This window comes from Hungatella hathewayi WAL-18680 (assembly GCF_000235505.1).
GTDB classification, from domain to species: Bacteria; Bacillota; Clostridia; order Lachnospirales; family Lachnospiraceae; genus Hungatella_A; species Hungatella_A hathewayi_A.
In genome coordinates this window covers 2,593,448-2,606,583 of record NZ_JH379027.1, presented here as the reverse complement: position 1 = coordinate 2,606,583, position 13,136 = coordinate 2,593,448, and the positions used below count along the sequence as shown (strand labels likewise).

8 protein-coding genes are annotated in these 13,136 nt (G+C 51.5%); 1 reads left to right on the top strand and 7 read right to left on the bottom strand.

Going from position 1 to position 13,136, the window contains the following annotated elements; translation table 11 throughout:
- Positions 1 to 40 precede the first annotated feature (40 nt).
- A complete protein-coding gene (locus HMPREF9473_RS11690; protein WP_006780319.1) occupies positions 41 to 2,251 on the bottom strand; it encodes an ATP-binding protein in 2,211 nt (736 codons plus the stop codon).
- Between the two features lie 104 nt (positions 2,252 to 2,355).
- Between HMPREF9473_RS11690 and HMPREF9473_RS11685 the strand changes: the two genes are divergently transcribed.
- Entirely contained in the window at positions 2,356 to 3,087 is a 732-nt protein-coding gene (locus HMPREF9473_RS11685; protein WP_006780318.1) for a response regulator transcription factor, read from the top strand.
- A 181-nt stretch (positions 3,088 to 3,268) separates the two neighbouring features.
- Here HMPREF9473_RS11685 and HMPREF9473_RS11680 read toward each other — a convergent pair whose 3' ends face one another.
- The 6 genes from HMPREF9473_RS11680 to HMPREF9473_RS28155 all read right to left on the bottom strand — a co-directional run.
- Entirely contained in the window at positions 3,269 to 4,222 is a 954-nt protein-coding gene (locus tag HMPREF9473_RS11680) for an ABC transporter permease (RefSeq protein ID WP_006780317.1), read from the bottom strand.
- On the bottom strand, positions 4,219 to 5,304 hold the full coding sequence (locus tag HMPREF9473_RS11675) for an ABC transporter permease (RefSeq protein ID WP_006780316.1): 1,086 nt from the start codon (positions 5,302 to 5,304) through the stop codon (positions 4,219 to 4,221). The genes HMPREF9473_RS11680 and HMPREF9473_RS11675 overlap by 4 nt, the downstream gene beginning before the upstream one ends.
- Positions 5,294 to 6,838: an ABC transporter ATP-binding protein gene (locus HMPREF9473_RS11670; protein ID WP_034858330.1), complete on the bottom strand. Its 1,545-nt coding sequence runs from the start codon at positions 6,836 to 6,838 to the stop codon at positions 5,294 to 5,296. Before HMPREF9473_RS11670 ends, HMPREF9473_RS11675 begins: the two co-directional genes overlap by 11 nt.
- Before the next feature lie 76 nt (positions 6,839 to 6,914).
- A complete protein-coding gene (locus HMPREF9473_RS11665; protein ID WP_006780314.1) occupies positions 6,915 to 8,084 on the bottom strand; it encodes a BMP family lipoprotein in 1,170 nt (389 codons plus the stop codon).
- Positions 8,085 to 8,226: 142 nt separating this feature from the next.
- Positions 8,227 to 12,795, bottom strand: coding sequence for a PolC-type DNA polymerase III (locus HMPREF9473_RS11660; RefSeq protein ID WP_006780313.1), 4,569 nt, complete (start codon positions 12,793 to 12,795; stop codon positions 8,227 to 8,229).
- A 66-nt stretch (positions 12,796 to 12,861) separates the two neighbouring features.
- On the bottom strand, positions 12,862 to 13,136 hold a 275-nt coding region (locus HMPREF9473_RS28155), incomplete at its 5' end, for a flavodoxin-dependent (E)-4-hydroxy-3-methylbut-2-enyl-diphosphate synthase (protein ID WP_034858328.1).

Here is a 13,136-nt window from a genome sequence, read left to right as displayed (position 1 = left end):
CTATCTCCTGACTGAATTCTTAATATTATGTCAGAATTGGCTAGATCACCGTACCTTCCGGCAGATCTTTCTGCGCGGTCCGGTATAGCGTTCTGATCAAATCGGCAATTGATACCGGCTTTGTCAAAACGGCATCCACAATTCCTTCTTCCATTGCCTTTTCCAGCTCCTGGTCGGTATATCCGGTCATCATAATTTTCATCAGCACAGGGTTTTTACTTTTTACCAGACGGCACAGTTCCAGTCCGTCCAGCTCCGGCATGCTGGCATCTGTCAGCAGAATATCAAATTGGAACTCACACTGTTTCATTGCTTCATAGGCGGCAGGAGCCCAGGTGTATCCTTTCACCTCCCAGCCAAGATTCTGGAGCCCTTTTTCCATCGCGCGCGTTACCTCCCTGCGGTCATCCACGAGAATAACGGATTTCGGACTCCGGATCCATTCATTCAGGTGATCCTCTTCAAGCATCTCCACCGGTTTACTATAAACAGGGAAGACAAGGCAAAAACTTGTCCCCTTCCCCGGTTCACTTTCCACCTGAATCTTACCTCCATGTTTCCCGGTCAGGCGCTGTACGACACTAAGCCCCAGTCCCGTTCCCTCCCCCTCTGGTTTCGTTGTATAAAAGGTATCATAAATATGAGGAAGCTCTTCTTTCGGAATCCCACATCCAGTATCCGATACCACCAGGACGGCATAGGAAACTCCTGCGGACTCCTCCACAAAAAAGCGGACCGTCAGCGTACCCTTCTTCTCCTCCTTCATGGCATAAAACGCATTGGTACAGAGGTTCAGGATAATCTGATTCAACGCTCCTCCGTTCCCGAATAAAAATACCGGCCCGTTTTCCACTTCCTCCACCAGAATTATATTTTCAGGCAGCAGCCTGCGCACCATTTTCAAACTGCTTCTGGCTGCGGAAACCGCATCATAGCATGTACTTCTGTACGCCTCCCTCTCCTGCCGTCCAAAGCTCAAAAGCTGCCCGGCCAGTTCTTTACACCGTTCTGCTGAAGTTCTGATTTCCTCCAGGTCCTCCTTAAAATCCAGGTCACTCCTTCCCCGGTCATCACTTAACAGGTCACAGTACAGCATAACAGGAGTCATCAGATTATTAAACTCATGGGCAATGGTACCGGTCAGTACTCCCATAGTTTGAAGGCGGTCATACTGCTGTGTCTTTTCCTGGTGTCTCTCCAGTTCCTCTCTGGCCTGCCTCAGTTCCCTCTCATACTCAAGCTCTGTTTTTAACAGGGCCATCTGCTTACTTTCTCTGCCAATCCGGAAAATGGCAGTTCCTGTAAGCAGGAGAATCATTGTACCGGCTCCCATCAGATAAAACACCAGCCTTTTTACCGGCTCCCATAGTTCATCATAGGAGACGATCAGGCTGACAGGAAAGTTTTCACCGTCAATCCAGGCTGGCGTATAGGCAATCATCTTCTTTACCTGGACTTTGTTTTCCTCCTCTTCCTCCCACCAGTAGGAATTTACAATATCACAGCCGGACTTCCCAGACAACTGGTTTGACACCAGCCGGTCAATCCCGGCAGCATCTAGTTCAGGATTCTTCTCAATCCGCCCTTTCACCGAATCTACTCCGATTTCTCCTGCTGTCGGATGCATCAGAATAAAGCCACTTGAGTCCTTCAGATTGCAGTATCCGCGCGCGCCCAGCTGTACCGGCTCCAAAACCTCCTGATAGACAACATTTAAATCAATTCCTGCCACCATATATCCTTCAGCCGTATCCTCAGTTATAATCGGTTTCAGTAAATAGATCTTATATCCTCCATCCTTCAGCACCCAGCCCGCGACTTTTGTCTTTTCCTGCTCCATGATCCGCCCCATCACCAGGTTTTTTCTTTCCTGGCTTTGGAAGATAAAATCCATCCCCCCCTGCTCCGCCTCTTTTGCCGTAACATAAAAAAGATCGGTGAGATACGCCTCCTGCCGTTCCAGAAACCGTTCTGCCATCGTCCTTAGCAGTTCATGCCTTTCCTTTTCTGACTGCGCCTTAAGGGGCAGGCTCCCCACATCAAAATAATAGTCAAGGATTCTCTGCTTATCCTCAAAATAGGTCTCCAGGCTGCCTGAAGCGGTTTCCGCCAGCAGGATAATCTTGTCCTTTTCCTGTTTCATTAAGGATTCCTGGAAATAATCATAGATGAAAAAAAAGAAAACCAGCAAAAAGGCGGTTCCCACAAATAGCCAGACTGTCATCCTGGCCGCCTGTCTTTTCTTTCCCATACTTCCCTCTTTCTGTCTTGCATTCTCCCTCTCTTTTCGATATACTGGTTATAAATCGGTAACGGTTCAGACATTATAAATTGATACAGATAAGAGAGGTTGTCATGTTATTGCTGCATATTTTACTGATAGATGATGAAAAAGCAATTCAACGCTCCGTCCGCGCCATTTTAGAGCGTGAGAACATCCAGGTGACTTGCTGCGGCTCTGCCTCAGAGGCAGATACGGCGCTGGCCTCTGCCGCCTACGATTTAATTCTGTTAGACCTTGGTCTGCCTGACATGGATGGGTTTGAGTTTCTGTCTTCTCTGCGAACCCGCAAAATCCTGACCCCTGTCATGATTTTAAGCGGCAGGGGGGAAGAATACCACAAGGTTCTGGGACTGGGACTGGGCGCTGATGACTATTTGACAAAGCCGTTCAGTGCGGCAATCCTGATATCGAAAATTAAAGCCATCGTACGCCGCAGCAGCGTTTATAATACCGCACCGGCCTCTGAAATAAAATCCGGTGAGTTTCTGCTGTCTCTGAATACCATGCAAGCTTTCAAAAACGGAGAACTGTTACCGCTCACTGCCAGAGAATTCGCTCTCTTCCGTTTTTTTGCAGAGCATCCCGGCCAGGTGTTTACCAAGGAGCAGCTCTACCACCAGATCTGGAATGACCGGTTTATTGATGATAATACGATTATGGTATATATCCGGCGTCTGCGCAACAAAATAGAGGAACAGCCGGCCCAGCCGTTACATATCAAAACTGTATGGGGTATCGGATATCAGTTTGATCCGGCACCGCAGCCTGCTGATTTGTCCTCCTCAAAGCCATTCGATACTTGATGTTCCTACCTAACATTTCAGGAATATCATAGCATACAATGGCTCCTCTGAAAAGCAAAACCCTGTAGAGTTTCCATAAAAAAGAGATACCTCTGTATCAATTCAAGGCATTGGAAAAGCCTGAATTCTACATGGGTATCTCTTTCTTAAATGTCTCTGTTACACGAATTCTATGATATTTCTATCTCTGCCCCTTATCATAAGGCACACCCGACGCCCTGGGCGCCTGGGAATTCTTTGACGTGAATATCAACACCACCAGTGTCGCGATATACGGCACCATTTTATAGAAATAACTTGGTATCCCCAGCCCTGCCAGGAACGGAATGCCAGAGTACGCAGACGCCACCGCCTTCATCAATCCGAAGAACAGGGACGCGTACAGAATCTTCACCGGCTTCCACTGCCCAAAGATCAATACCGCCAATGCTAAGAATCCATACCCGGACACCGTGGCATTAAAGTTGGTGGAGGTGGGAACCACAAACACCAGCCCTCCAAGCCCCGCCAGCGCCCCGGAAATCACCACGCCTGCATACTGCATCCGGTACACATTGATACCCGCCGCGTCAGCCGCCTGGGGATGCTCGCCACAGGAGCGGAGTCTGAGTCCAAACCTGGTCTTATAGAGCACCACCGCCGAAATCACCAGGATGGCAATTCCGATATAGGTGGTAATATAGGCATTCTGAAACAGCATCGGCCCAATCACCGGAATCTTTCCAAGAACCGGCACCGACTCAAACCGGAAGGTATTGGTAAACTGAATCTGCTGCACTCCCTGAATCACACGGGCCACAAAGATGGCGAAGGCCGGTGCAAACATATTCAGCGCGGTACCGCTGATAACCTGGTCCGCCTTCATGTTAATGGCCGCATAGGCATGGAACAGCGCAAACACGCCGCCGGTGGCCATGGCAATCAAAATGGCCAGAATCAGTTGGAACTGCCCCGACATCTTCCCGCCGGTCATATTTAAAAACAGGACCCCGGTAAACGCTCCCATAGTCATGATGCCCTCCAGAGCAATATTGACAACGCCGCTCCGCTCCGAGAACATGCCGCCCAGAGCCACAATCAACAGAGGGATGGTAAACAACAATGTCTGCTGGAAAATAAAGTAGATTACACTCATGTCTCATTCCCCCCATCTTTCTTTTTCTGGAATTTCCCAATCATGGACTTCACAATCAGCGCAAACGCACTGAAGTAGATAATCACCGCCACGATAATATCAATAATCTCCGTGGAAAACTCAAACAGCTGGAGATAGAACCCGCCCGCCGTCAGATACGCGATGAAAATGCCAGAGAACAGCACACCAATCGGATGGCTGAGTCCCAGCAGCGCTACGGAAATACCGGTAAATCCTTCCGAGCCAAGCACATCCTTCACCTCAATATGTTTTCCGGTACCCGCCAGATACAAAAGTCCCCCTGCCAGACCGGCAATAGCGCCTGCAATCATCATGGACTTGATAATGCTCTGCTTTTCATTAATACCCGCATACTTGCTGGCGTCCTGGTTAAATCCAACCGCCTTTAACTCAAAACCGAAGGTCGTTTTATTCAGCACAATATAGATGATAATCACCACAATGATGGCGATAATGATTCCCCCGTTGACACTGGAACCAGGGAACAGCTTATCCATTCCCATCTTGGGAATCACCGCGTTGGCCGCCACGTTCTTGGACTCGTTTCGCAGATTGTTAAACAGCGGTTTGTAGCTCTTCACAATCCAGTTAACCAGATACAGGCCGATGTAGTTCATCATAATCGAAGAAATAACTTCATTTACATTAAAATAAGCCTTCAAAAGACCTGGAACCAGTCCCCAGACTGCTCCGAAGATAATGCTGGCTATCAGAGCTGCCACCCACTGCCCTCTCCCCAGGTTGGTCCAGAGAATACCCACGTACACGGCTCCAAAACCGCCCACCAGGAACTGGCCCGGCGTACCGATATTGAACAGCCCCGTCTTAAATGCAAATCCTACGGAGAGACCGGTGAGAATAATCGGCGTGGCGTAGTAGAACACCTGCCCGATTCCCTTCATGCCGTGGGTCAGCGCCCCTGTCAGAATCGTCCCGAATCCCGGCAGCGCCTGGGAGGGATTACAGAGGAACAGCACCACAAGCCCCACCAGAAGGCCGATGACAATGGCAAATATGGAAGAAAGGATTCCCACATAGCTTCGCTTCTTTTTATTTTTCATCTGCGCCACCTTCTTTCTTGGAACCTGCCATGTAGAGACCAAGTTCCTGTACCGTAACATGTTTCGGGTCAAGCTCCGCCACAATGGAGCCCTCGAACATCACAAGGATTCTGTCACTTAAATTCATAACCTCGTCAAGCTCTAAGGACACCAAGAGAATCGCCGCTCCCGCATCCCTCTGCTTCACCAGTTCCTTGTGAATGTATTCGATGGCGCCCACGTCCAGACCGCGGGTAGGCTGTACCGCCAGCAGAATATCAGGATTCCTGGAAATCTCACGGGCCACAATGGCCTTCTGCTGGTTGCCGCCGGACATACTCCGCACCACCGTGTCGGCGCCCTCGCCGCTTCGGATATCGTAATTCTCAATCAGCTGGTTGGCGTAGTCATAGATTTCCGTATTCTTCAGGAAACCGCCATGCTGAAAATCCTTCTCAAAATACTGCTGAAGCACCAGGTTGTAGGCCAGATTGTAATCCAGCACCAGCCCGTGTTTGTGCCGGTCCTCCGGAATGTGGGACAGACCGTGGGTGTTCTTATAACGGATGGAGCGCTTTGTCACATCCTCCCCGTTTATCTTCACGGTCCCCTGGTTCATATGCTCCAGCCCGGTGATGGCCTGCACCAACTCCGTCTGCCCATTGCCGTCAATACCGGCAATGCAGACAATCTCGCCCTTACGCACCTGGAAGCTGACATCGTTGACCAGCTTCTTGGTGTGGCCCTCCTGCCTGGACTCCACCGAAAGACCATCTACCTCCAGCACCACTTCCTTCGGCTGGGCTTCCTTCTTCTCGATGGTTAAGTTGACTTTTCGTCCTACCATCATCTCGGACATCTCCTCCTTCGAGGTCTCCGCCACATTGATGGTTCCTATATATTTACCACGGCGCAGCACCGAGCACCGGTCGGCTGCCGCCTTGATTTCGTTCAATTTATGGGTGATGAAGAGAATGGATTTCCCTTCCGCCGTCAGATTTTTCATAATCTGCATCAGCTCGTCAATCTCCTGGGGAGTCAACACCGCCGTCGGCTCATCAAAAATCATAATCTCATTATCCCGGTAGAGCATCTTCAATATCTCCACCCTCTGCTGCATTCCCACCGTGATATCGGAAATCAGCGCATCCGGGTCAATGAACAGATTGTATCTCTCACTTAAATCCATAACTTTTTTGCGGGCATCGTCCATCTTTAAGAGACCGCCTTTTACCGTCTCCATGCCCAGCACGATATTCTGCAATACCGTAAAATTGTGTACCAGCTTGAAATGCTGGTGTACCATACCAATTCCAAGTGCATTGGCATCCAGGGGACCCTTAATCTTCACTTCCTGGCCCTTTACCTTGATGACGCCTTCCTCCGGCTGGTAAAGTCCAAAGAGGACACTCATCAGTGTGGATTTCCCCGCGCCGTTCTCACCGAGCAGTGCGTGAATCTCTCCTTTTTTCAATTGAAGTGTGATATCATCGTTGGCAATGATACCCGGAAACCTTTTTGTGATGTGAAGCATCTCAATAATGTAATCCATCAAGTCCTCCTTGTCTTCCTGAATTTAAATAGGATGAGGGGTGCTTATCCAAGCACCCCTCCTGTTCATAGAATATAAATTACTCTACAAAGTTAATCGTTGTCTTCTCTAATTTCAAGTCAACAGTTGGGTTGTTATTGTCCTGAGACGGTTCAGTCAATGCAATCTCGCCATCTACCAGTTTCTTATAAATCGCATCGTAATCAGCTGCCGTGAAAGTCTCAAACTTGGATGTCTCCATCGGAAGACCTACACCTGCGTTGGCTGCTGTGAAGACGCTTGTCTTGCCGCCTGGGAAAGAGCCATCATAGAAGGCTTTGATTCCATCGTATACGGAGTTGGACAGCTGCTTCATAGCAGATGTGATAACGGTCTCAGACTCAAAACTCTGGTCAACGTCAACACCGATTACTTTTGCGTTCTTCTCCTGAGCTGCTGCCATTACGGAGTTTCCTACCGCACCGCCACAGCCGAAGATTACTTCGGTTCCGTTCTGGTACCAGGAAGCTGCCATAGACTGTGCCTCCGGTGTTGCCTCAAATGCGCCTGTGTAGTTGTACATCACTTCCACACCGTCGATTCCCATCTCTGCTGCTGCCACATCTGCGCCCTCAGCAAAGCCGTAGCCGTAACGGATAACCGCCGGAACCGCCATACCGCCCATGAAGCCCAGCTTTGTGTAGCCGTCCTTCACTGCCGCATAACCGGCCAGGAAACCAGCCTCGTCTTCCTTGAACAGGATAGGCATTACATTGTCATTGGTCTTGTACTCTGCGTAGTCACCGCTGTGTGGCTCGCCGTCTAACAGGATAAAATGTACATCCGGATACTGGTCCTGAGCTAAGTAAATTGGCTCCTCAAACAGGAAACCAGGACATACGACTAACTTCGCGCCGCCCTCGATGGCAAGTCCGATTGTCTCTAAGTAGGAATCTGTGGTACCTTCCTGTGGCTGGTAGTACTTGTAAGTAATGCTGTTCTCTTCCGCATACTTCTTCAGTCCTTCCCATGCTCCCTGGTTGAATGACTTGTCATCAATGGTTCCAAGGTCTGTCACAAGAGCCAGTTCATATCCGCTGGCAGAATCTCCGGAAGCTGCCGCTGTGGTAGTCTCCTCGCCCTTCGTCTCCGCCGCTGTGGTCTCTGTTCCAGCCGCTGTGGTCTCCGGTGTGGAAGAACCGCCGCCGCAGGCTGTCAGGGTGGCCGTCATAGCTGCCGCCATCATCAATGCCATAAATCTTTTTTTCATGATTATTTCCTCCTTTTTTGTCTGAGAATCCTCAGTAGATTTTAATTTTATCATATTCTGCATAATTTATCAAGATTTGTCGGTGAAATAAGCCGTTTTTACTGGTAATTTTGCACAGTTTTGCCCCTGGAAATGCCCATTTTTACAGGTCAAACAGGGACAGCTGGTTGGACTCCGGAAGACTTCCCAAAATGCCCATGTCTCCCATCAAATCGCAGGTGGTCTTGCTGACCTTGGTCCGGTTGCGGAAATCCTCTCTCGACAGGAAAGGCCCGTCGGTCACCGCGTCCACAATCATGTCCGCCGCCTTCTCGCCGAGACCGTCAATACTGCTGAGCGATGGCATCAGCTTCTCTCCCACAATCTGAAAATGCCGGGCCTTGGCCTTAAACAAATCGATGGGGACAAAATCGAACCCTCTTGCATACATTTCCTGGACAATCCTCATATCCCTCAGCGTATCCTGTTCCTTCTTTGACAATGTATCCTGGCGTTTCTTATAGTCTGCCAGATAATACTCCAGTTTATCCCTGCCCTGGCACATTAATTCATAGCTGAAGCCGCTGGCGCGGATACTGAAAAATGCCGCGTAGTAGGCCAGCGGATAAAACACCTTACAGTAGGCAATCCGCCATGCCATCATAACGTAGGCCGCCGCGTGGGCCTTCGGGAACATGTATTTAATCTTTTTACAGGACTCAATATACCACTCCGGCACATCGTGGGACAGCATTTCCTCGATCCATTCCGGCTTTAAGCCCTTGCCCTTACGGACGGACTCCATGATGGTAAACGCCAGACCCTCTTCCAGACCTTTTTGAATCAGATACACCATGATATCGTCACGACAGCAGATGGCAGTCTGAATGGTTGCCTGGCCGCTGAGAATCAAATCCTTGGCGTTGCCAAGCCACACATCCGTGCCGTGGGACAGACCGGAGATACGCACCAGATCCGAAAAATATTTCGGCTGGGCGTCAATTAACATCTGCATGGCAAAGTCGGTACCAAACTCCGGGATTCCCAGGGCGCCAAGCTCACATCCGCCGATGTCTGACGGCGAGATTTTGAGGGCTGACGTGTTCTGGAACAGGGACATGACCTCCTTACAGTCCAGAGGAATGTCCTTTACCGGGTCAAACCCGATTAAATCCTGAAGCATACGTATCATGGTGGGATCATCGTGTCCCAGTATATCCAGTTTCAGCAGGTTGTGGTCAATGGAGTGGTAATCAAAGTGGGTCGTCACCGTGCTGGTGGTCATATCATTGGCCGGATGCTGAATGGGGGTGAAGGAGTTGATGTCCTGCCCGTGGGGCAGAACGATGATACCGCCCGGATGCTGGCCCGTGGTTCTTCGAACCCCCACACAGCCCTGGACAATCCGGTTAATCTCACAGTTGCGCTTCCGGTCTCCCCGCTCCTCATAGTAATTCTTCACATAGCCGTAAGCCGTCTTGTCCGCCAGCGTACCGATGGTGCCCGCCCGGTAGGTCTGTCCTTTTCCAAAGATAACCTCCGTGTAGTCGTGGGCCTTACTCTGGTACTCACCGGAGAAGTTCAAGTCGATATCCGGCTCCTTGTCTCCCTTGAAGCCCAGGAAGGTCTCAAAGGGGATATCGTGCCCGTCCTTCATAAGCGGCTCCCCGCAGACCGGACACAGCTTATCCGGCATATCACAGCCGGACATACCGGAGAATTTCTTCACGTCCTCCGAGTCAAAGTCGGAGTAATGACATTTGGCACAGTAGTAATGGGGACTCAGCGGGTTTACCTCGGTGATACCGGACATGGTAGCCACAAAGGAGGAGCCCACCGAACCTCTGGAACCAACCAGATAGCCGTCCTCATTGGACTTCCACACCAGCTTCTGGGCGATGATATACATCACGGCGAATCCGTTGCTGATGATGGAATTTAACTCACGCTCCAGCCGCTCCACCACGATTTCCGGCAGTTCCTCCCCGTAGAGCTCGTGGGCACGGTTGTAGCAGATATTCCGGAGGGTAGTGTCGGAATCCGGAATCACCGGAGGACATTTATCCGGCCGCACGGGAGAGATTCTCTCACACTGGTCCGCAATCCTTCTGGTGTTGGTGACCACCACCTCCTCCGCCTTGTCCGCTCCCAGATACTGGAACTCCGCCAGCATCTCCTCCGTGGTCCGAAGGTAGAGGGGCGCCTGGTCGTCCGAATCCTTGAAGCCCTTGCCGGCCATGATAATCCGGCGGTAGACCTCGTCCTCCGGGTCCAGAAAATGAACGTCGCAGGTGGCGCAGACCGGCTTGTGAAACTGCTCTCCAAGCTCCACAATCCGCTTATTCAAATCAATCAAATCCTGGCGGGACTCCACCGTGCTCTTCTCGTCCCGCAGCATAAATTCATTGTTGCCAAGCGGCTGAATCTCCAGGTAATCATAGAAATTCACAATCTTGTTAATCTCGGCGTTGGTACCGCCCCGAAGCAGCGCCTGGAACAATTCCCCCGCCTCGCAGGCCGAGCCGATAATCAGCCCTTCCCGGTACTTGTTCAGCATGCTTTTCGGGATTCTGGGCCTTCTGGCGTAGTAGTCCAGATGGGACATGGACACCAGACGGTAGAGATTCACCCGTCCCACATCGTTCTTCGCCAGGATGATAATGTGGTAGGTGGACAGCTTCTTGATGCCGTCCGCATCCAGGGCGCTCAGCTCATTGAGCTCATCCAGCGTGCTCAAATCCCGCTCCTTTAACATTTTCAAAAAGGACACAAAGATCTCCGCCGTGGCCCCCGCATCGTCCACCGCCCGGTGGTGGTTTTCCAGGGATACTCCCAGAGCCTTGGCCACCGTGTCCAGCTTATAACGGTTTAGCTGTGGCAGAAGCAGTCTGGCTAACGTCACCGTGTCCAGCACCGTCGGCTCAAATTCCAGACCCAGAAGCTCCGCGTTGCGGGCAATAAAACTCACATCGAAGGAGGCGTTGTGGGCCACCAGGGACGCGCCCTCGCAGAAAGCCAGGAACTCCGGCAGAACCTTGTCAATCTTTGGCGCCGTCAGCACCATGTTGTCGTTGATGCCGGTCAGCTGTTCGATGCGGAAGGGAATCGGCACGTCAGGATTTACGAAGCTGCTGAATTTGTCCGTAATCACGCCCCGCTCCACCTTCACCGCGCCAATCTCGATAATCCGGTTGTTCAGCGGGCTGAAACCGGTGGTCTCGATATCGAATACCACATAGGCATCGTCAAAGTTCTGGTTGCGGGAGTTGTCCACCAGCTGTTTCATATCGTCAACCAGATAGCCCTCCACCCCGTAGATAATCTTGAACTCATCATCCTTGTCCACCACGTGGTTGGCATCCGTGAACGCCTGCACACAGCCGTGGTCCGTGATGGCCAGAGCCGGCATGCCCCACTTCTTGGCCCGCTTCACAATGTCCTTCACATCGGACACCCCGTCCATATCGCTCATCTTCGTGTGGCAGTGAAGCTCCACCCGCTTGTTCAGACTGTTGTCTGAGCGTTTTCCTGTGAAATCTTCACATTTTTTCAGGCCCACCACGGAGCCGATGGTCAGCTCCCCGTCGAATTTGTCGATGGTGGTCATGCCCTTCAGCTTTAAAAATGTGCCAATCTGGACGGCCGCGTTAATGTCATCCAGCTGCTCATCCTTGGCAAACATCTTCACGGTGATGGTGTCCGTGAAGTCCGTCATATCATAGATGACAATGGTCTTGCCGCTTCCCAGCAGACGGCTGTCTTTGGCGATGACCTTGCCCCGGATGGTGATCTCGCCCATCTCGCCGGCAATGCTGTTGATATCTACGAACTCGTCCTCAAAATCACGGCCGTACAGCACATCCGGGTTGTCGCTCTTCTTCTGGTAGGAGTATTTTCGATCCTTCTGAAAGCCCTTCTTCGGCTCCCATTTGCCGCCGGAGCCACCATTGTCCCCGCTCTTGCCCTTGCCGCCGGTCCGAAGGGCCGCGCCCTGGCCGCCTGCCGCGGCTCCATTTGCCGATCCCTGGCCGCCGGCGCCATTACCGGCTGCTCCGGCTCCTGCCGCCCACGGGGCGCTCTCTCCACCGGCTCCCGCCGCAAAGCCTTCCCCGCCGGCCGCCACCGCATGGTTTCCGGCTTCCTCCGCGAAAATCCTGGAGTGGCGCAGTTTCTCCTCCAGTTCCTTCTGAATCTGGGCCTCCCGCATTTTACACTGCTTGTTCTCGCTCTCCGCCACATAGCGGTATGTAATCTCCACCGGCAGGCCGCAGCGCTCATGGAAAATCTTTTCCACCACCCGCTTTAACTCTCCCGCCTTCTCCCGCATCACCTCGTTGTCCTCGATGGATATCTCCATCACCGAGTCCTTGGGAAAGGCAAATTCCGCCTTCCGGAAAATGTTGTACTCAATAATACTGTAATTCTTTAACTCATAGAGAAGGCTGTCCTTGTAGACCTGAAGCAGCTTCTCCGGCGTATACTGGCCGGACAGCTGGTATCGCTCAAAAATCCGGATGGACACCTTCTTATTCGGGAACAGCTGCTCCTTGATTCCCCTCTCCAGTCCCACAATCTGCTGCTTGTGAATCAGTCTGGGACTGGCAATATAAACGCGAATAGAGCTTCTATCCCTGGGGGTGGAGACGCGCTCCACCTCAACCAGTTTTAAAAGCTCCCTGAACTCTTCCGCGATTTTCAAATCCGGAAATACATCCAAAAACATCTTTCCCATATACTCACCTGTTATATCTGTGCTTTCTCACGGATGTCACTCAATTACCATAACCCATCGGTTCCTCTATAATTTCATCAGTTCCTGCCTCAGCGCCTCCAAAAGCTGCTCCTCCGGCACCTTGCGGATGACCTCGCCCTTGCGAATCAGCAGACCTTCCCCGATGCCGCCGGCAATCCCTAAGTCCGCCTCCCTGGCTTCCCCAGGCCCGTTGACCACGCAGCCCATGACGGCCACCTTCACATTCAGGTGGTCAAACTCCGTCACCATATTTTCCACCTGGTTGGCCAGACCGATTAAATCAATCTTCGTCCGCCCGCAGGTGGGACAGGAAACCACTT